Genomic DNA, 18,777 nt, shown 5'->3' with positions numbered 1-18,777 from the left:
ACCCGCTCCGCATCCCGGGTGCGGTTCACTGGTGGGGTGGGCATCGATGGATTCGGGAAACCGCTGTGGTTCGTGCTGCTCGTGCCGATCGCCGCGCTGGTGCTCGGTTATGTGCTGCTGGCGCGCAGACACCGGCTGCCGCCGACCGGGCACGCCGGGGCCGTACTGGGCTTGCTCGGCTGTCTCGCGCTGACCATCGGGTTCGCCGAACCGCTCGCGCCGAACCCGGTGCCGCGGAATCAGGGAGAGCTCACCCTTGCCCTGGACGGAGCACGCCCGGGACACGGACTCGCCGCGGCGAACGGGCTCGTCTGGACCACCACCCCGGGGATCGCGCTCGGCCTGGTGACCGGTTCACCTGCCATCGCCGTCCCGCCGACCCCGGAACGGGCGCCGATCCTGGCCGCGCTCGAACGGGCGGGTCAGGAACACAGCGCGGGACAACCGGACATGGTGGCCGAGGCGCTGCGGGTGACCCGCTCGACGGTGCCCGCGACCCCGGTGCCGGAGCGGATCCTGCTGCTCGGGGACGGTACCGGGATCGGGCCGGAGGAGTTCGCCTCGGCGGCGGAGTGCGCGCGGGCGCACATCCCGGTGGACACCTTCCGCGTCGGTGCCGCGGATCGGGGCAGCGGCCCGGACGCGCTGCGCAGGCTCGCGGCGGTGTCCGGCGGGACCTCGGTCAAGGCGGACAGTGTCCCCGAACTCCAGCAGGCCTACTCCGCGCTGCGCGACCGGATCGGCTACGACGTGGTCCGCTCCAGTGTGAGCAGGCCGTTTCTCGGGATGGGGGTGGCGGCGCTGATCGCGGCCGCCCTGCTCGGGCTGTTCGCCGGTGAACGGGCGCGCGCTCATTCGTTGTCCAGGGGTGCCCCGGCCTCCTGATCCGCGGCCGCCAGCATGATCATCATGGCCAGCCTGCGCTGCGGGTCGTCCAGGTCGAGCGCGGTGACCTCGCCCATCCTGCGCAGCCGGTGCCGCACCGTATTGGGGTGCACGTCCAGCCGCTGCGCGGTGCTGGGCAGTTCGCCCTGGGTGAGCAGCCAGGCCCGCAGGGTCGGCAGGTACTCGGTGCCGTGCGCGGCGTCGTGGCCGGCGAGATCGGCGATCGGTCCGCGGCTCGGGGTGCGCCCGGAGGCCGCGGCGGTGCGCAGCCGCTGCAGCACGATCCGGTCCCAGGACTCGTCGTAGCAGACCGGCGGGGTCGTCGGCGCGCTGCTGTGCAGTGCCAGGCTCTCCTCGGCCTCCCGCCTGCTCGCGGCCAGTTCGGCGGGCAGGGCCGGGGCGCCGATCCCGGCCGTGGCGTCGACGTGCGCGGGCAGGCTCGCGAACAGCTCGGCCAGCCAGTCCTGGGCGGGCGTGGGGTCGTCGCCGCAGGGCAGGACGGTGTAGACGCCCGCGCCGAACAGGGCACTGCGCCCCGGGCGGGACCAGCCGAATCCGGTGGTGGCGTGCTCGAAGGCGAGCATGATCGCGGCATGCCGTTCCCCGCCCGCGTGCGCCTGCACGGCGATCACCCGCGCGGGCCCCGGTGGTAGGCCGAGCTTGCCGATCACCGCGCCGGGATCCGGCCCGGCCTCCAGCAGCTGGATCACCAGTTCGGACTCCACCTGCCGTTCCAGGTCGGCGCTCACCCGGGACCGCAGCAGGTGCAGCGCCACCGTGTGCGCGCTGTCGCACAGCAGCCGCGATGGCGTGCTCGACAGCGGCGCGTCGCAGGTCACCCAGAGCGAGCCGAGCAGTTCCCGGCCCGCCCGCACCGCGATCACCATCCGCCCGCGCAGCCCGTGTTCCGGGGCGGCCGGGACGAACAGCGGCGCATCGGAATTCGCGAGGTGCGTGAACACGCCGCGCTTCTCGAACAGTTCGCGGACCGCCTCGGGCACCCGCCTGCCCAGGATCGTCTCGTGCCGCACCGGATCGGCGTCGTGCTGCCTGCTGGAGTAGGAGATCACCCGGCAGAGCCGGTCCTCGATGGTCACCGGGGCGCCCACCGCGGCCGCGACCGTGTCGGCGAGGGCGAACAGATCACTCGGGCCACGGCCGGACTCGGTCTCCCGGCCCTCGAAGACCATCCCGTACACGACCTCGGCGAGCTGGCTCCAGGACACCGCGGGATCGGCGGTCAGCACCGCGATCCGGTGCCCGGCCGCCACGGTGCCCAGTTCCGCGGCCGTTTCCGGATCGGTGCGCACCACGAGCACCGCGGCCCGGGCCGCCTCGGCCAGCCGCACGGCCTCGGCCGGATCGGGAACACCGACCGCGAGGAACACATCCCCGGTCGCGGGCGTCTCCTCGGTGCCGTCGTGCATCGCCACGCTGCGCAGGTCGGTCTCGCCCGCGGGCCGGGGCCCGACCAGCCGGGCGCCGTAGCCGCCGAGCACGGTGATCAGGCGGTGCAGTTTCACCATCGGTTCCCGATCCTCCGTACCGGTGGAAATCCGACAATTCCGATGCCGTCGATTGTACGAAGACGACAACACCTCGGGCGCTCCGGTCGGCCACGCTCGGTGTTAACCGAACGGCGTACAGACATGGAGGTGGCGAATGGCGGGAACGACCGGTGAGCCGAGGTCCGCGGTGGTGGTCGGGGCGGGGGTCGTCGGCCTGTCCACCGCCTGGTTCCTGCAGGAGCGCGGGGTCGAGGTCACCGTGGTGGACCGGGAAGGGGTGGCCGCCGGGGCTTCCTGGGGGAACGCCGGTTATCTGTCGCCGGGCCTCGCGGTTCCGCTGAACGAGCCCGGGGTGCTGCGCTACGGACTGCGCTCGCTGCTCGATCCGGGCGCCCCCTTGCATGTACCGATGACCCCGGATCCCGGACTGTGGCGCTTCCTGCTGCGGTTCGCTGCGCACTGCGGTTGGGGGAGCTGGACCCGGGCGATGCGGGCGAACCTGCCGCTGAACGAGGAGTGCCTGGAGGCCTTCGACGTGCTGACCGCCAATGGGGTGGCGGCGCGGACCGAGCGGGCACCGATCACCGCGGTGTTCGAGAACGGCCGGGAGGCGGTCGGGCTGCTGCGCGAGTTCGAGCGGCTCACCTCGGCCGGGCAGGAGCTCGGCTATGCCGCCCTGACCGGACCGGAGGTGCGTGCGCAGCTGCCGCAGCTTTCCGAGCGCATCGGCGCGGGGATCCGGCTGGACGGGCAGAGCTACGTGGACCCGGGCGGGTTCGTCGCCGCGCTGGCCGATGCGGTGCGCGAACGGGGAGCGCGGATCCTGGCTCCGTTCGAGGTCGTCGAGGCGGGCCGGATCGGGGTGCGTACGCGGGCCGGCGAGTTCCTCGGCGCGGACGCGGTGGTGCTGGCGACCGGAGCCTGGTTCGGCGGCCTCGCTAAGGACTGGGGTATCCGGGTGCCGGTGCGGGCCGGGCGCGGCTACTCGTTCACCGTGCCGACCGAGGAACCGGTACCCGGTCCGATCTACCTGCCCGGGGTACGGGTGGCGTGCACGCCGTACCAGGGCGCGCTGCGGGTCGCCGGGACCATGGAATTCCGCGGCCCGGACGATCCGCTCTACCAGGCCAGGATCGAGGCGATCATCGCCTCCGCGCGCCCGCTGCTGACCGGTGTGGACTGGGAGCGGCGGCACGACGAGTGGGTGGGACCGCGGCCGGTGAGCCCGGACGGCCGCCCGCTGATCGGCGCGGTCGCGCCCGGTTGCTATGTGGCGGGCGGGCACGGCATGTGGGGCTTCACCCATGGACCGGTCACCGGGCGGCTGCTCGCCGAACAGATCACCACCGGCAAACAACCCGAGGTGCTGCGCGCCTTCGATCCGTTGCGGTAACAGGGAAGGAATGAGGTCATGTCGGTATCGCATCCGGAGAACGGGGCCGCGCTCGGTCCGGCGGAGCTCGCCGAACTGCACTGGCTGCGTTCGGAGAACGAACTGTTGCGCACCGAACGGGACGCGCTGGTCCGGCTCGCGACCGGATTCGCCAAGGATGTCGGGCTGCTGCGCGGAAAGGAAGAGGACCGATGACGACCTGGCTGAGTGAGCAGGACTACGCCCGGTTGCGCGCCGAGCTGGCGGAGCTCACCGATGCCGGTGCCACGGAGCAGACCGGTGGCCCCGACCATCGCGGCGCGCGCATCCGCACCCTGCGGGCACTGCTGGACGACGCGGTGGTGGGCACTCGGCCACCGGACGACGGGATCGCCGAGCCCGGCATGGTGCTCACCGTCCGGTTCGACGACGATCCGGAACCGGAGACCTTCCTGCTCGGCGCCAGCGCGGGCGAGGACAGCGCGCTCGCCGCGTATTCGCCCGAATCGCCGCTCGGTGCCGCCGTGCTCGGGGCCCGGCAGGGAGAGCGGCGCGCCTATCAGGTGCCCAGCGGGGCCACGGTCGGAGTGACCCTGGTTCGCGCGGTGCCCTACGGAGTGGATTCCCCGCACTGAACACGGCGGCTGCCCGGAGCTCTCCGGCGCGGGGAGCCCCGGGCGACCGCCTGACCGTTCTCCCCGGCACCCGTTGACTCCCTGGTACCCAAGCCTGTATACAAGCTTGGGTACAGATTCTTGGAGGGTGTCATGACAGCGGAGCAAGCCCGGACGGTGCTGGTCACCGGCGGCGCATCCGGTATCGGCGCGGCCTGTGTCGCCAGTCTCGCCGCGCGCGGTGATCAGGTGTTCTGTGTGGACCGGGAGATCCCGGAGCGCACGGTTGCCGGGGTGGAGTACCGGCGCGGGGATGTGACCGATGAGGCGGGGGTGCGGGAGCTGATCGACGGGATCGGCACCCTGCACGGTCTGGTGACCTGTGCGGGGATCACCCACCGCGAACCGGCGCTCTCCCTGGCGATGAGCGATTTCCAGCGGGTACTGGATGTGAACCTGCGCGGCACCTTCCTGTGTGCCCGGACCGCCGCCGAGGCGATGACCGAGGGCGGATCGATCGTCACGATCGCCTCGATGCTGTCCCACTACGGCACGCCGAACCTGGCCGCGTACTCGGCGGCCAAGGGCGGCGTGCTCGCGCTGACCAGGGTGCTGGCCGTGGAGTGGGCGAGCGCGGGTATCCGGGTCAACTCGATCAGTCCCGGCTATGTGCGCACCGAGTTCATGGCCGGTGTGCTGGAACGGAATCCGGAGTACGCCGAGCAGATCCGGGCGCGCACCCCCGGCGGAAGGCTGGCCGAGCCCGAGGAAGTCGCCGAGACGGCCGCCTGGCTGCTCGGCACCGGATCGGGATTCGTGACCGGGCAGGACATCGCGGTGGACGGCGGAATTCTCGCGGGTGACCGCCGCCTGGCCGGTGTGGCGAAAGGCGGCGTATGAGCAAGCAGTCGTTGTCCGCGCGGGTGTACGACCAGCTGCGGGCGAGCATCGTCGAACTGCGGCTGACCCCCGGGCAGCGGCTCAGCGAGAACCGGCTCGCGGACCGGCTCGGGGTGAGCAGGACACCGATCCGGGAGGCGCTGCACCGGCTGGCCGACGACCGGCTCGTGGTGCGCAACGAGGAGGGTGGCTTCGAGGTCGCGGTGCTCAGCCATCACGACGTGGATTCGCTGTGCGATCTGCTCGAGGTGGTCGACGCCTATCTGTTCGGCCGCGCGGCACGGCTGGCGGGGACCCGTCCGGAACAGGCGGAGGCGCTGCGCGGGCTGGCCGAGCGCATGGGATCCGCTGCCGAGCAGACCGATCTGGACGCGTGGAGCGCGGCGGACTCCGAGTTCCACCAGACCGTGAACACCTTGGCGGACAACGAATGGGCCAGTGAGGTCGCGCTGCGTTCGCGCTCCCGGCTGCACCGCTTCTGGCTGAACCACTCGGCCCGCAGGCAGCGCCTGCAATCGTGCAGCGCCGAACACGTGGAGCTGGCGCTCGCCGTGGCCGAGGGGGACAGCGAGCGGGCGGCCACCCTGGTGCGCGGGCACATCGGGCACATGCGGGAGAGCCTGCACGGTCTGCTGGACGCGGCCGCGCCGTTGTTCGGATCCGGGGACTGGCCATGAGTCTGCTGCTCGGTATCGATCTCGGGCAGACCTCCACCAAACTGATCGCGCTGCGGCCGGACGGCACGGTGGCCGCGACCGCCAGCGCGGGCTATCCGGTGCACTATGCCGGAGCGCACGGGGTGGAGCAGGAACCCGACGACTGGGTGCGCGCCGTGGGCACCGCGTGCGCCGAACTGTGCACGGCGATCGACCCGGCCGAGATCCGGGCGATCGGACTGAGCTCGGCGGCCCATCACGGGGTGCTGCTCGACGAATCGCAGCGCCCGGTGCGGCGGGCCATCCTGCTCACCGACGGGCGTTCCCAGCCGCAGGCACGGGAACTGGAAAGCCTTGCCGGGCAAGAGATCCTGGAACGCTCCAGGAACGCGGTCTCCGCATCGTGGACGCTGGCGCATCTGCGCTGGATCGGTGCGCACGAACCGGAAGCCCTGGCCAGGGCGCGGAAGCTGGTGTTCGCCAAGGACTACGTGCGCCTGGCGCTGACCGGGGTGCTCGCCACCGACCGGATCGAGGCCGAGGGGAGCATGCTCTACGCGGCGCGGACCGGGGACTGGGATCCGGAACTGGTGCGCCTGGCCGGAATCGGTGCCGAGCTGCTGCCGCCGATCCACGAACCGTCCGAAGTGGTGGCCGAGCTTTCCGCGCGCGGCGCGGAGATCACCGGTCTGCCACGCGGGATTCCGGTGGTCGCGGGGGCTTCGGACACCGCGGCGGAGGCGTTCGCCGCCGGTGCGGTGCACCCGGGTGACGCGGTGATCAAACTCGCCACGGCGGGGAACGTGAACGTGATGACCGAGCACCCGCGGCCCTCGCGGAACTGGCTGACCTACAGCCATCCGGTTCCCGGGCTCGCCTATCACTGCCAGGCCACGAATTCCGCGGCGACCGCGCTCGGCTGGTGGCAGCAGCGCTGCGGTCTGCCGTTCGCGGAGCTGCTCGCCGAGGCGGAGCAGAGCGTTCCCGGCGCGGGCGGGGTGCTGTTCCACCCGTATCTGCTCGGCGAGCGATCCCCGGTGTGGGACGCGGATGTGCGGGCCAGCTTCACCGGGATCGGCGCCGCGAGCACCCGAGGGGACCTGACCCGCGCGGTACTCGAGGGGGTTGCGCTCTCGCTCGCCGAATGCCTGCAGGGCTATCGCGCCGAGGGCGTGCGGGTGCCGTCCGCGGTGATCATCGGCGGCGGTGCGCGAAACCCGTTGTGGCGCCAGATCGTCAGCGATGTGCTCGGTCTGCCGCTGCGCTATCCGGCGCTCGCCGATTCCTCGGCCGGTGCCGCGATGCTGGCCGGGATCGGCACCGGCGTGCTCCCCGCCCCGGCGGGCGGGCTCGCCGAACTTCCCCCGCTGGACGAACACATCCCGGATGAGGCGGCCACCGCGGGCTATCGGCGGCTGCTCGGGCTCTACACCGAGATCCGGACCCGGCTGGCCGATGTCCGGACCCGGCTGGCCGAAATCAAGTACCAGTGACAACACGAGGAGAGAATCCGTTGAGCGAGAAGGACGCGCGCCTTCGTTACCGGCACCAGACCCTGCGCCACGAACTGGGCGCGGTGGTCGGCCACGAGCGGGTCAGCTCGGACGCCGAAGAACTGCGCGAACAGGCCATGGACTGGTCCTGGTACGCGCGCTACCTCGAATACCGGGACATTCCGGTGCCGACCGCGGACGTGGTGGTACGCCCGGACACCGCCGAACAGGTCGCCGAGGTACTCCGGATCGCCTATGACCACGGGGTCGCGGTGGTTCCCCGGGGCGGCGGCTCGGGAACCCAGGGCGGCACCCTGGCGCCGTTCGGCGGGATCGCGCTCGATCTGCGCGGGCTCGACCGGATCACCGAGATCGACCGCACGAGCCTGACCGTCACCGCCGAATCCGGAACCGATGGCGCGGAACTCGAGGCCGCGGTGAACGCCGAGGGCCTGACCCTGGCGCACTATCCGGGAAGCGCGCACCGCGGGGCGACCCTCGGCGGGTATCTCGCTGCCCGCGGTTCGGGCGTGGTTTCCACCAAGTACGGCAAGGCCGAGGACATGGTGCTCTCGGTGGAATCCGCGCTCCCGCCGGGAAGGCTCGTGCGCACCCCGGCCACCCCGAGCCATGCGGCGGGACCGGGCCTGCTTCCGCTGCTGGTGGGGGCCGAGGGCACGCTCGGAGTGCTGACCAGTGCCACCATGCGCCTCGATCCGCTCCCGGAAGCGCGCGCCTTCCTGAGTTTCGGCTTCGCCGATGTCGATGCCGGTCTGCGCGCGGGGCGGGAGATCATGGCCGCACGCTGGCGTCCGGCCGCGATGCGGCTCTACGACCCGGCGGGCACGGAATACCTGCGGCGCAGCGTGGAGATCGGCACCGACGGCGTGGTGCTGCTGGTGGTCTGCGACGGCGCGCAGCGGCTGGTGGACCTGGAAACCGAGGAGATCACCGCGCTGGTACGCAATGCGGGCGGCACCGAACTGGGCGAGCAGGCGGCACGCACCTGGTGGGACGGCAGGGAGAACCCGCACGCCGAGTCGAACGCGCCGAAACCGCCGCTGCTGTACGGCACCGCCGACGCCTGCTGCACCTTCGACCGGATCGGTGAGCTCTACGCCGCGAAGAAGAAGGTCGTGGAAGACGAGTTCGGCGCGCGCTACACCGCGCACTTCTCGCACTGGTACCCGTGGGGCGCGATGATCTACGACCGGTTCTATGTGGACAGTCCGCCCGCGGACCCGGACGAGGCGCTCGCGCTGCACGACCGCATCTGGGACCGGCTCGCCGCGACGAACCTGGAATGCGGCGCGGTGCTCAACGATCACCACGGAGTGGGCGCGAAACTGGGCCGGTTCATGCGGGCGCAGTACGGCACCGGTTTCGACGTGTTGTGCGACATCAAGCGCAGCATCGACCCGCGCGGACTGATGAACCCCGGGAAGCTGGGTTTCCCGGTCCCGGAGAACCTTCGCTGAGCGGCTGGACAAGGAGCGAGAGCATGGACAGTGCTGTCCGGGATTCCCGAACATCCGGGATCGCCTATCTGGACAAGGACCGGATCGCGACCGTCGGTCCGGGAGAACTACCCGCCGAGCGCCCGGGAACCGGTGTCGGTGATGTGTGTCTGGACGTGGCCTACACCGGCATCTGCGGAACGGATCTGCTCGTGTGGCACGGCGGGCTGCAGCGCGTGGTGCCGCCGGTGGTGCTCGGTCACGAGTTCGTCGGCCGGATCGCCGAACCGGGTTCGAGCGGGCTGGCCGTGGGCGCACCCGTTGCGGTGGAACCGTTGCTGCACTGCGGATCCTGCTGGGCCTGCCGGAACGGGGCCGCGCACGTCTGCCGGAAGCTGCGGCTGATCGGGGTGGATGTGGACGGCGGAGCGGCCGGGCAGGTCCGGGTGCCTGCCGGGAAACTACATCCCCTTCCCGCCGATGCGGATCTGCGCACCTTCGCGCTGACCGAGCCGACCGCGGTCGCGGTGCACATGGTGCACCGCTCGGAATTCCGCGATGGCGACTACGTGCTGATCTTCGGCGGTGGCCCGATCGGCGCGCTGATCGCCTTGGTGGCGCGGGAAAGGGGAGCGCGCGGCCTGGTGCTCGCCGAACCCAATCCGGTGCGCCGCGGGCTGTTGAACGAACTCGGGATCCGCACCGTGGATCCGGACGAGGTCGCCGGAATCGTGGAAACCGAGACCGATGGCGAGGGCGCGGACGTGACCTTCGACGTGACCGGGCATCCCTCGGCGATCGCGGTGGCGCCGCTGCTGACCCGGGTGCGCGGCACCGTGCTGGTCGGCGGACTGTTCGGCACCCCGCCGGAGGTGCCGCTGCAACCGGTGACGTTACGCGAACAGCGTCTCGTTGGCGCCCGGGTCTACACCCCGGAGCACATGGACGAGGCGATCGCATTGCTCGCCGCGGGCAGGCTTCCGGTCGACGGCCTGATCACCCATGAGGTCGGGCTGGACGAGGCCGAGCGGGCGTACCGGATGCTGGACGCCGACCGCTCGGCGATGAAGGTCCTCATCCGCGTTCGTCCCTGACCCGTATTGGAGCCGATGATGTCCACTCCAGCGCAGGCCTCGACGAGCGGGGCCGAACGGACCCGTGGCCTGCTGCGCCCGGTGATCGGTGCCTCGATCGGGAACGCCATCGAATGGTTCGACTATTCGGTCTACGGCTACCTTTCCGCGAGCATCGCCACGGTGTTCTTCCCCAAGGCGGATCCCTCCGCCGCGCTGCTTTCCACCTTCGCGGCGTTCGCGGTCGCGTTTCTCGCCCGTCCGTTCGGCGGGTTGTTCTTCGGTTCGCTCGGGGACCGGCTCGGGCGGCGCAATGTGCTCGCCACGGTGGTCCTGCTGGTCAGCGGTTCCGCCTTCGCGGTGGGGCTGTTGCCCGGGTACCAGTCGATCGGGGTGGCGGCACCGATCCTGCTGGTGCTGTTGCGGCTGCTGCAGGGTTTCTCGGCGGGCGGCGAGGTGGCCGGTTCCACCGCGTTCCTCGCCGAGTACGCCCCGGACCGGCGGCGTGGTTACTGGATCAGTTTCCAGAACTTCTCCGCCTTCTGCGGGGCGCTGCTCGGTTCGGCCCTGGTCACCGTGCTGACCAGCACCCTCGGGCAGGACGTGGTCACCGCCTGGGCGTGGCGGATTCCGTTCCTGGTCGCCGCGCCGCTCGGGCTGGCGGCGCTGTATCTGCGGCTGCGCCTGGACGACACACCGGCGTTCGCGCGGTTGCGCGAGCAGGGTGTGGTCGCGAAGGCGCCACTGCGCGAGACGGTGCGCGGCAACGGGGCGAACATCGCCCGGGCCTTCGCGCTTTCCGCGGCGCACAATGTGCCGTACTACCTGATCCTGACCTATATCCCCACCTATCTGGCCACACACACCGATCTGCTCGGCGGTTCCTTTCTCGCGGCGGGCGTCGCCCTGCTGGTGGCGATCCTGGTGCTGCCACTGGCCGGGCGGATCTCCGACCGGATCGGGCGCCGTCCGGTTGCCGCGGCCGCCGCACTCGGTTACGTGGTGTTGTCCTATCCGCTGTTCGTCCTGCTGAACACCGGGGACCTGACCGCGGTGCTGCTCGGACAGGCGGTGCTCGGTGTCCTGTTCGGTACCTTCGGCAGCGCACCGTTCGCGATGATGGTGGAGCTGTTCCCCACCAGGACCCGCTACAGCGCCATGTCCGTCGGCTACAACCTGGCCGCCGCGGCGCTCGGCGGGACGGCTCCGCTGATCGCCTCGCTGCTGGTCGAGGTCACCGGGGACAGCCGTTCGCCCGCCTACTACCTGATCGCGGGCGCGCTGCTGGCACTGGTCGCGATTCGCAGTTCCCCGGAGACGGCACGGGATCCGCTGCGCTGATTCTCGAGCTCAGGTGGCCGGACGGACCTCGTCCCAGGAGACCGGCAGCCCAACCGGTCCGTAGACCGAGGTGTCGGTGCGGAACTCGATCTCCTCGAGCGGCTGCGCCAACCGCAGCGAGGGGATGCGGCGGGGCAGGGTGGCCAGCACCGCGGTCAGTTCCATCCGCGCGATGTGCTGGCCCGGGCACTGGTGCGGGCCGTGCCCGAAAGCGAGGTGCTGGCCGCGTTCCCGGGTGAGCGCCAGCCGCTCGGGTTCGGCGAACCGTTCCGGATCGTGGTTGGCCGCCTGTGCCGCGGCCACCACGTAATCGCCCGCCGCGACCGGGGTTCCGCCGATCTCGGTGTCGGCCGTCGCGACCCGCAGCATCCCGGAACCGGCGCCGAGCAGGCGCAGCAGTTCCTCGGTGGCGTTGGCGGCGAGCGAGGGATCCTCGCGGAGTGCGGCGAACTGTTCGGGATGACTCAGCAGAGCCAGAGTGCCGTGCGTGATCGCGCGGGCCGTGGAGTCGAACCCGGCGGCGAGCAGGGCGGCCGCGATCTTGGTCAGTTCGAGTTCGGTGAACGGCTGCGCGGATTCCGCTGCCTTGGCGGCCATCACGCTGATCACGTCCTCGCCGGGTTCCCGCATGCGTTCGGTGACGAGGCCGTGCAGGTATCCGAACAGCGCGAGCTGGGCCGCGCCGAGATCGGCGGTATCGGTGCGGCCGTCGAACAGCGTGCCCGCGAGTTCGGCGAACCGGGATCGGTCGGCGGCGGGAACATCCAGCAGCTCGGCGATCACCGAGGAGGTGAGCGGATTCGAGAACCGCTCGTGCAGGTCGAGCGGCGGGGTGGCGCCCGCCAGTTCGTCCAGCAGCCCGTCGAGGATGCGTTGCACGATCGGCCGGAATAGCTCGGTCCGTTTGACCGTGCTGATCGCGGGGCCCATGACGCGCCGGAAGCGCAGATACTCCGTGCCGTCCATGCGGTGGAAGTCGCCCTCTTCGACCGGGGCGTCCGGCGGCTGGTTGGCGAGCAGGTGACCGGCCATCCCGCCGCGCGAGCTGAACCGTACCGGATCCCCGAGCACCTCACGGACATCGGCGTACCGGGTGACCAGCCAGGCCTCGATTCCGGTCGGGCAGGTCACCCTGGTCACCGGTGAATGCCTGCGGAGTGCGGCGATCTCGGGCGCGGGCCCGAACGGGCAGGCCCGCTCATCGGGCACCGGCAATGGGCGGGCGGTGTTCGGGGACGACATCGACTCTCCTTCGGACGGGTGTGCGCCTCAACTCTGTTCCTCGGCGGCGAGCAGGGCACCGAGCCGGGCCATGACATCCACCTGCGCCGGGTTGTAGATCTCCGCGAGGGCCGTTCCTGCGGTCTGTTTGGCGAACTGTTCACCGCGCGGGGCATCGGCGGGCAATGTGCGCAGTCCGGGATGCTCCCGGTAGAGCGAGCGCACGAAGGGAACCATGCGCTCGGCCAGTTCCGCACGGGTCCGCTCGCCGGCGTCGGCGGGCAGGTTCTCGAATTCGGTGGCGGTGGGATCGGTGACGGGGTTGCGCATCAGGCCGGTGTAGGCCTCGATGCCTTTCGGGCCGAGTATCCGGCTCAGCACGGTGAAAAAGGAGCGCTCCGTCTCGGAGATCGGCTGGTTCGCCGCCGCGGTGGCGAACTCCGCTGGCAGATCGGCGGGGACCGACTCCGCCAGGATGAGGCCGAGCTCCACCCTGGCCCGCTGCAACCGTTCGATGGTGGCCGCGAGTTCGGCGTCGAGAGTGCGCAAGGCCTCCTCGGGATGGTGCTCGGTCTCGCCCATCTCGGCGATCTGGGGCAGTGAGAAGCCCAGGTCCACGAGGCGTTTGATGCGCAGTAGCCGGACCAGGTGCGGCACGCCGTACTGCTTGTAGCCGTTGGCGCGGCGTTCGGGTTCGGCGAGCAGGCCCACCTCGTGGTAGTGCCGAACGGCCCGCAGGCTGGTTCCCGCGAGCTCGGCGATCTCCCGCGTACTCCACGCCATGACGTCCCACTCCGTTCGGCCGTTCCGACCCCGCCATTCCAAACCATGCCGTCGCGGCATGGTCAAGAGCGAGTCCCGTATTCGGCCGAAAGTGGGCTATGTCACGTCCGTGGTCAGGCGAGGTCGAGTGCGGCGCGGACGATGCTGTCGGTGTCGATGCCGTGCTGGCGGTAGACGTCCTCGAGCGAACCGGACTGGCCGTACCGGGTCACGCCGAGTGCGGTGGTCGGCACCCGGTTGACGGTGGCGAGGAAGGACAGGGTGTGCGGGTGCCCGTCCAGGACGGTGACCAGCGGCCTCGCCCGGTCCGCGGGAAAGACTTGGTCCAGGATCCAGGAATCGGCGTCCTCGTGCCCCTGGCGGGCGCGCACCGCGCGGTAGAGCAGGTCCGGGCTGGTGACGCAGATGACCTCGGCGGGGATCCCGTTCGCTTCGAGCCGGTCGGCGGCGGCGAGCGCCTCCGGGGTGACCGCGCCCATCGCGGCGATGCTGATCCGAGCGTCCTCGCGGCGCCGCAGTGGGTACGCCCCGGCGACGACCTGGCGCCTGCGGCGTTCGCGCGCCGCGGGGTCGGCGGGCAGTTCCGCGAGCGCCTGATCCACCGGGCGGGTGGACAGCCGTAGATAGGCCGAGCTGCCGTCGGGTTTCCCGAGCTGGGCGAGCGCGGCGAGCAGGGTCCATTCGGTGTCGATGGCGAACGCCGGTTCATAGGTCACGCAGCCGGGCTGTTCCAGGCCGATCGAGGGGGTGGTGATCGACTGGTGGGCGCCGCCCTCGGGGGCAAGCGAAACCCCGGACGGGGTGCCGAGCAGGATGGACTGCCCGCCCGCGTAGATGCCATAGGACCACGGTTCCAGGGCACGTTCCACGAACGGGTCGTAGAGGATGCCGATCGGCAGCAACGGTTCGCCCCAGCGGCTCCAGGTGGCGCCGAGTTCGCCGAGCAGGCTCACCAGATTGGTCTCGGCGATCCCGAGCTCGATGTGCTGCCCGGCCGGTTTCTCCCGCCAGTGCAGGATCGTCTCGGCGTCATCGGCGAACCAGTCGTGCCGCTCGTCCGGGGACCACACGCCGACCTTGTTCACCCAGCCGCCGAGATTGGTGGTGGAGCTGACATCCGGGCTGACGGTGACCACGCGCCCCGCGGTTTCCGGTGCTTCGCGGGTCAGGTCGAGCAGCACCCGGCCCAGCGCGGCCTGGGTGGTCGCCGTCCCGGTCGGGGTGCGCCCGATGTCCGCCGGTACCGGGAGAGGGGTGCGTGCCTCGGTTCGCGGGCGCTGCAGGCGTTCCGCGGTGCGCGCACACAGGATCCGGGCCGCGCTGCCCTCCGGGAAACGCTGCCACGGCCGGTCCGGGTCGGTGCCGAGCCGCGCGGCCAGCTCGCCCAGTTGTTCCTCGGTGAGCAGTGCCGAGTGGTTCTGCGGATGTCCCTTGGTGGCCAGTCCGTATCCTTTGACGGTGTAGGCGAAGATGACCGTGGGGCGGGTGTCCTCGATCGCCTCGAAGGCGTCGTCGAGGGCGCCGAGGTCGTGCCCGCCGAGGTTCGCCATGGCCTCGATCAGGGTGTCGTCGGGGAGTTCGGCGAGCAGTTCGGTGATCCGGGCGGCGTCCTGGCCGGTTCCGGGCAGGCGCTGGCGCAGCTCCCGGGCGGGGCAGCGCAGCAGCCGCTGGTATTCCGGATTGGTCATGGCATCGATGCGTTGCCGCAGCGCCGTTCCGCCGGGGCGGGTGAACAGTTCCTCGAGCAGCTGCCCGTACTTGCAGGTGATCACCTGCCAGCCCGCCGCGGCGAACATCCCCGCCAGCTTGTCGGCGGCGATACCGGGGACGACGCGGTCGAGCGACTGCCGGTTCAGGTCCACGATCCAGACGGTCTCGCCCAGTTCGGCGACCGTCGGGTCCAGCACGGCCTCCCACACCGCGCCCTCGTCCAGTTCGGCGTCCCCGACCAGCGAGTACTGCCTTCCGGTACCGGTGTTTCCGCCGCGGGAGTTCACATAGCGCCGGGACACCGCGCCCCACATCGGCGCGGTGGCACCGATTCCGACCGAACCCGTCGAGTAGTCCACCGGGTCCGGATCCTTGCTGCGGCTGGGATAGCTCTGCAGGCCGCCGAACTCGCGCAGCCGGGGCAGATAGGACTCGTCCAGCTCGCCGAGCAGATAGTTGATCGCGTGCAGCGCCGGTGCGGCGTGCGGTTTCACCGAGACCCGGTCCTGCGGGCGCAGCCTGCGGAACCACAGCGCGGTCATGATGGACACCATCGAGGCCGAGGAGGCCTGATGACCGCCGACCTTGAGCCCGCTCGGGTTCGGCCGCACCCGGTTGGCGTGATGGATGATCGCCGAGGAGAGCCACAGCACCCGCTGCTCGATTTCGCGCAGTGCCTGGAAATCGGTGTCGCGGGACTGCGGGCTGATCGCCGGGCTGCTCATGGCCGGTACTCCGATCTGTGCTGTCATGCAGAACAATGTTCTATAATCTGGCACAGAGGATACTCATTCCGGCGCGCCGGTGCCACCGGGTGTCGTGCCGGAATGCGGGACGGTTTGCCGGAGGCTTGGTAAGCTCCGGCACTCGACAGCGAACGAAGGCGTCAGGTGACGGTGACCGAGAAGACGAACAGCAGCGCGATGAACAGCGTGCTGAGCACCCTCCGCGTGCTCGAGGAGGTCGCGGCGCGCCAGCCGATCGGGGTTTCCGAGCTGGCGCGGGTGATGGAGATCCCGAAGAGCTCGGTACAGCGCTGCCTCGTCACGCTCCAGCAGGCGGGCTGGCTGCGCATCGTGGATCCCGAGCGCACGCGGTGGGGTGTGACGATGAAGGCGCTGGCGATCGGGCTGCGCGGGGCGGGCGAGGAGGACCTTCGGGAGCTGGCCAAGCCGGTGATCAAGCGGCTGGCCGCGGACACCGGTGAGACGGTGCACTTCGCGTTGCGCGACGGGGACGACATCGTGGTGATCCTGCGTGAGGACAGCACGCATGCGGTCCGCGTCTTCGTGGAAGTCGGGGCGCGGCTGCCGCTGCGCGCGACCTCGGCGGGAGTGGCGATCCTGGCCGCGCTCGGCGAGGACGAGGCCAGTGAGGTGCTGGGCCGCGAGGTCAAGGATTTCCCGGAGCCGCTGCCGAGCGTCACGGAACTGTGGGCCGCCATCGACAGGTCCGCCGAGCGTGGTTATGCGGTCAACATGTCCGCCTGGTACCGCCCGCACGTGGCCTCGATCGGGGTGGCCGTCACCAACGCCGCCGGGCGGCCCATCGCCGGAATCACCCTGTCCATCCCGGAACTGCGCTACGAGCCCGAGCACGAGGAAGAGCTGGCGCAGCTCGTCCGTGCGGCGGCGGCCGAGATCGGCGAACAGGTCTCGGCCGTCTGAGAGCACGTCTGAGGGCATGTCCGAGGCACGTCCGGGAGTGCGGTGCTCAGAACGCGCGGTGGTACTGCTTCGGCCAGGACTCGCGCGGTTCGGCGTTCCGCGCGCGCAGCGCCCAGTACGGGTCGCGCAGGATGGCCCTGCCGACCAGTACCGCGTCCACGAGGCCGGGGATCGCCTCGTCGAGCTGGTGTGCCTCGGTGAGCAGTCCGGAGGCCGCCGTCCGGATTCCCGCGGCCCGGAACCGCGGCCCGTACGCCGCGTTGTGCAGTGGCTCGGTCAGGCGGCGGGCGGCCGGGGACAGCGCGCCGGAGGACAGGTCGACCATGTCCACCCCGGCCGCGGTCATCCGGCTCGCCACCTGCAGCATGTCCTCGACCGTGAGTCCGCCGTCCATCAGGTCCTCGGCGGGCAGGCGCAGCAGCAGCGGTTTGTCCTCGGGCCATCCGGAACGCAGCGCCCGCACCATCTCCAGCGGGAACCGCATCCGGCCTTCCAGGTCCCCGCCCCACTCGTCGGTGCGGTGATTCGCCAGCGGGGAGAGGAACTCGTGCAGCAGATATCCGTTGGCCCCGTGGAATTCCAGCGCCTCGTAACCGGCGCGATGGGCATAACGGGCCGCCTGTTCGAGATCCCCCAGCACCCGTGCACCGTCCGCGGCGGTCATCTCGGCGGGCACGGCGAGATCGGCGAACGGGACCGGTGAGGGCCCGATCGGCTGCCAGCCGCCGTTTTCCGGGGCCAGCGGGCTCCGGGTTCCGGTGTTGTCCCAGGGAACACCGTGCGAGCTCTTGCGCCCGGCCGCGCCGAGCTGCAGCGCCGGGATGGAGCCGATGGTCCGGATCGCGTTCGCGAGCCGCCGATGGCCCTCCAGCTGGTTTTCGGTGTACAGCCCGAGATCCCCGGTCGTGGTGCGCATATCGGGTGCGACGCCGGTGCATTCCACGAACACCATGCCGACGCCGCCCGCGGCCCGCGCACCGTAGTGGGCGAGGTGCCAGTCCGTCGGTGCGCCGTACTCGTCCGCGGAGTACTGGCACATCGGGGAAAGCCACACCCGGTTGGGCACGGACAGCTCCCGGAGCCGGATCCCGGTCCACGCCGCGGTGGCCGTGGCCGTCGATGCTGTCTGTGTCGCTGCCTCTGTCATGAATACCTCCGGTTCTCAAGCGTCTCGATCACTCGAGGGCACGGCGAGCAGCAACTCCGCGGTCTGCTCGGGCGCCTCGAGGTGGAAGTGGTGGCCGCCGAGTTCGTGCACGACGAACTCGATCCGGTCGCCGTAGCGGTCGACCGCGGACGGGTCCAGCAGTCCGCGCACGGCGAGCGTGCTGACCGGTGCGGACACGGCGGCGAGCGCCTCGTCCATGTCCCAGCGCAGGATCCCTTCCAGGGCAGGGATTCCCACCGATTCGGGAATGCCCGCCATCTTCGCGAAGATCTCCTCGGTGAAGCCGGGATCGGCGCCCGGGACCGAGCCCATGTCGACCAATCCCCGCACGCCCGCGGGGAAATCGGCCGCGAACTCGTCGAGCAGCCGCCGGGCCGCGGTCTCCGCGACCGGCGGGTAGAGCGAAAGATAGTGGAACGTGTCGATGCCGATCACCCGCTCGGCCACCGCGGGCCGCAGCCGGGCGAACTCGACCGCCACCGCCCCGCCCATGGAGTGCCCGACCACGGTGGCGTGCCCGACGCCTTCCGCATCGGTGACCGCGGCGACATCCCGGGCGAACTCCGTCATGCTCCAGACCTCGCGGGTGGAACGGGAATCACCGTGCCCGGGGAGGGCGACGGCGATCACCCGGTGGTCCTCGGGGAGGTTGGCCGCCAGTGCGGTGAAGTCCGCGCGCCGGCAGCCCCAGCCGTGGATGAGGACCCAGGTGTGCCCGGCTGCGGGACCGCGCACCGTGTAACGGATCGAGGTCGTGTCGTTCCGTTCTACGGCACGCACGGCGCCGAACTCACTCTGCGTGGACATATCAACCCCGTTCTGTCTGCTCGCTGGGCCTGTCGATCGGACAACACGAGACGATAGCCATTTGTTCCCTTCTGCAGCACGACGTTTCGTATTATGGTACATCGACATTCGCAGCAAGGGAG

Annotated in this window: 17 protein-coding genes; 11 read left to right on the top strand and 6 right to left on the bottom strand. The window is 70.8% G+C overall.

Features of this window, described 5'->3' with window-relative positions; all coding sequences use genetic code 11:
• Positions 1-36: 36 nt before the first annotated feature.
• Positions 37-885, top strand: a complete 849-nt coding sequence (locus tag AD72_RS28000; RefSeq protein ID WP_031469614.1) for a vWA domain-containing protein — start codon at positions 37-39, stop codon at positions 883-885.
• Here the strand turns inward: AD72_RS28000 and AD72_RS27995 are convergent.
• Complete coding sequence (locus tag AD72_RS27995) at positions 852-2,411, bottom strand: PucR family transcriptional regulator (protein WP_031469613.1); 1,560 nt, start codon at positions 2,409-2,411, stop codon at positions 852-854. The genes AD72_RS28000 and AD72_RS27995 overlap by 34 nt on opposite strands.
• 136 nt (positions 2,412-2,547) lie before the next feature.
• Here AD72_RS27995 and AD72_RS27990 point away from each other — a divergent pair, with 136 nt between their 5' ends.
• The 9 genes from AD72_RS27990 to AD72_RS27955 all read left to right on the top strand — a co-directional run bounded on the left by AD72_RS27990 (position 2,548) and on the right by AD72_RS27955 (position 11,299).
• Positions 2,548-3,786, top strand: coding sequence for an NAD(P)/FAD-dependent oxidoreductase (locus AD72_RS27990; RefSeq protein ID WP_031469612.1), 1,239 nt, complete (start codon positions 2,548-2,550; stop codon positions 3,784-3,786).
• A gap of 18 nt (positions 3,787-3,804) precedes the next feature.
• Positions 3,805-3,981, top strand: a complete 177-nt coding sequence (locus tag AD72_RS37275) for a hypothetical protein (protein WP_197285096.1) — start codon at positions 3,805-3,807, stop codon at positions 3,979-3,981.
• Positions 3,978-4,400, top strand: a complete 423-nt coding sequence (locus AD72_RS27985; RefSeq protein WP_031469611.1) for a GreA/GreB family elongation factor — start codon at positions 3,978-3,980, stop codon at positions 4,398-4,400. Before AD72_RS37275 ends, AD72_RS27985 begins: the two co-directional genes overlap by 4 nt.
• Before the next feature lie 132 nt (positions 4,401-4,532).
• Positions 4,533-5,279 (top strand): SDR family NAD(P)-dependent oxidoreductase, encoded by a 747-nt coding sequence (locus AD72_RS27980; RefSeq protein WP_037347542.1) that lies wholly within the window; start codon positions 4,533-4,535, stop codon positions 5,277-5,279.
• Complete coding sequence (locus AD72_RS27975) at positions 5,276-5,956, top strand: GntR family transcriptional regulator (protein ID WP_031469609.1); 681 nt, start codon at positions 5,276-5,278, stop codon at positions 5,954-5,956. Before AD72_RS27980 ends, AD72_RS27975 begins: the two co-directional genes overlap by 4 nt.
• The gene (locus tag AD72_RS27970) at positions 5,953-7,428 is read left to right on the top strand and encodes a xylulokinase (protein ID WP_051899099.1); all 1,476 of its coding nucleotides are present in this window, start codon (positions 5,953-5,955) and stop codon (positions 7,426-7,428) included. The genes AD72_RS27975 and AD72_RS27970 overlap by 4 nt, the downstream gene beginning before the upstream one ends.
• A 20-nt stretch (positions 7,429-7,448) precedes the next feature.
• Positions 7,449-8,906, top strand: a complete 1,458-nt coding sequence (locus tag AD72_RS27965; protein WP_051899098.1) for an FAD-binding oxidoreductase — start codon at positions 7,449-7,451, stop codon at positions 8,904-8,906.
• A gap of 23 nt (positions 8,907-8,929) precedes the next feature.
• Positions 8,930-9,979: a zinc-dependent alcohol dehydrogenase gene (locus AD72_RS27960; protein ID WP_051899097.1), complete on the top strand. Its 1,050-nt coding sequence runs from the start codon at positions 8,930-8,932 to the stop codon at positions 9,977-9,979.
• A gap of 18 nt (positions 9,980-9,997) precedes the next feature.
• Positions 9,998-11,299, top strand: coding sequence for an MFS transporter (locus AD72_RS27955; RefSeq protein WP_031469605.1), 1,302 nt, complete (start codon positions 9,998-10,000; stop codon positions 11,297-11,299).
• Between the two features lie 9 nt (positions 11,300-11,308).
• Here the strand turns inward: AD72_RS27955 and AD72_RS27950 are convergent, their stop codons facing one another.
• The 3 genes from AD72_RS27950 to AD72_RS27940 form a co-directional block, all read right to left on the bottom strand.
• Positions 11,309-12,541, bottom strand: a complete 1,233-nt coding sequence (locus AD72_RS27950; RefSeq protein ID WP_031469604.1) for a cytochrome P450 — start codon at positions 12,539-12,541, stop codon at positions 11,309-11,311.
• A 27-nt stretch (positions 12,542-12,568) separates the two neighbouring features.
• Positions 12,569-13,303: a helix-turn-helix domain-containing protein gene (locus AD72_RS27945; RefSeq protein ID WP_031469603.1), complete on the bottom strand. Its 735-nt coding sequence runs from the start codon at positions 13,301-13,303 to the stop codon at positions 12,569-12,571.
• A 113-nt stretch (positions 13,304-13,416) separates the two neighbouring features.
• The gene (locus AD72_RS27940) at positions 13,417-15,738 is read right to left on the bottom strand and encodes a transketolase-like TK C-terminal-containing protein (protein ID WP_031469602.1); all 2,322 of its coding nucleotides are present in this window, start codon (positions 15,736-15,738) and stop codon (positions 13,417-13,419) included.
• Positions 15,739-15,909: 171 nt separating this feature from the next.
• On the opposite strand from AD72_RS27940, the gene AD72_RS27935 reads away from it, so the two are divergent.
• Positions 15,910-16,680 (top strand): IclR family transcriptional regulator, encoded by a 771-nt coding sequence (locus AD72_RS27935; RefSeq protein WP_231644995.1) that lies wholly within the window; start codon positions 15,910-15,912, stop codon positions 16,678-16,680.
• A 46-nt stretch (positions 16,681-16,726) separates the two neighbouring features.
• Here AD72_RS27935 and AD72_RS27930 read toward each other — a convergent pair whose 3' ends face one another.
• Together AD72_RS27930 and AD72_RS27925 are read right to left on the bottom strand one after the other, a co-directional pair.
• Positions 16,727-17,827 (bottom strand): oxidoreductase, encoded by a 1,101-nt coding sequence (locus tag AD72_RS27930; RefSeq protein ID WP_051899096.1) that lies wholly within the window; start codon positions 17,825-17,827, stop codon positions 16,727-16,729.
• A 15-nt stretch (positions 17,828-17,842) separates the two neighbouring features.
• Positions 17,843-18,655: an alpha/beta fold hydrolase gene (locus tag AD72_RS27925; RefSeq protein WP_031469599.1), complete on the bottom strand. Its 813-nt coding sequence runs from the start codon at positions 18,653-18,655 to the stop codon at positions 17,843-17,845.
• Positions 18,656-18,777: the final 122 nt, after the last annotated feature.

Source organism: Sciscionella sediminilitoris (assembly GCF_000737195.2).
In the GTDB taxonomy this organism is placed as follows: domain Bacteria; phylum Actinomycetota; class Actinomycetes; order Mycobacteriales; family Pseudonocardiaceae; genus Sciscionella; species Sciscionella sediminilitoris.
Note: the sequence above shows the minus strand (reverse complement) of the source record. Positions and strands in the feature narration are given on the sequence as shown.

Bases quoted from the DNA above. Each gene is read 5' to 3' on its own strand.
- AD72_RS27995 (WP_031469613.1), bottom strand. From the start codon at position 2,411: ATGGTGAAACTGCACCGCCTGATCACCGTGCTCGGCGGCTACGGCGCC.
- AD72_RS27990 (WP_031469612.1), top strand. From the start codon at position 2,548: ATGGCGGGAACGACCGGTGAGCCGAGGTCCGCGGTGGTGGTCGGGGCG.
- AD72_RS37275 (WP_197285096.1), top strand. From the start codon at position 3,805: ATGTCGGTATCGCATCCGGAGAACGGGGCCGCGCTCGGTCCGGCGGAG.
- AD72_RS27985 (WP_031469611.1), top strand. From the start codon at position 3,978: ATGACGACCTGGCTGAGTGAGCAGGACTACGCCCGGTTGCGCGCCGAG.
- AD72_RS27980 (WP_037347542.1), top strand. From the start codon at position 4,533: ATGACAGCGGAGCAAGCCCGGACGGTGCTGGTCACCGGCGGCGCATCC.
- AD72_RS27975 (WP_031469609.1), top strand. From the start codon at position 5,276: ATGAGCAAGCAGTCGTTGTCCGCGCGGGTGTACGACCAGCTGCGGGCG.
- AD72_RS27970 (WP_051899099.1), top strand. From the start codon at position 5,953: ATGAGTCTGCTGCTCGGTATCGATCTCGGGCAGACCTCCACCAAACTG.
- AD72_RS27960 (WP_051899097.1), top strand. From the start codon at position 8,930: ATGGACAGTGCTGTCCGGGATTCCCGAACATCCGGGATCGCCTATCTG.
- AD72_RS27955 (WP_031469605.1), top strand. From the start codon at position 9,998: ATGTCCACTCCAGCGCAGGCCTCGACGAGCGGGGCCGAACGGACCCGT.
- AD72_RS27950 (WP_031469604.1), bottom strand. From the start codon at position 12,541: ATGTCGTCCCCGAACACCGCCCGCCCATTGCCGGTGCCCGATGAGCGG.
- AD72_RS27945 (WP_031469603.1), bottom strand. From the start codon at position 13,303: ATGGCGTGGAGTACGCGGGAGATCGCCGAGCTCGCGGGAACCAGCCTG.
- AD72_RS27940 (WP_031469602.1), bottom strand. From the start codon at position 15,738: ATGAGCAGCCCGGCGATCAGCCCGCAGTCCCGCGACACCGATTTCCAG.
- AD72_RS27930 (WP_051899096.1), bottom strand. From the start codon at position 17,827: ATGACAGAGGCAGCGACACAGACAGCATCGACGGCCACGGCCACCGCG.
- AD72_RS27925 (WP_031469599.1), bottom strand. From the start codon at position 18,655: ATGTCCACGCAGAGTGAGTTCGGCGCCGTGCGTGCCGTAGAACGGAAC.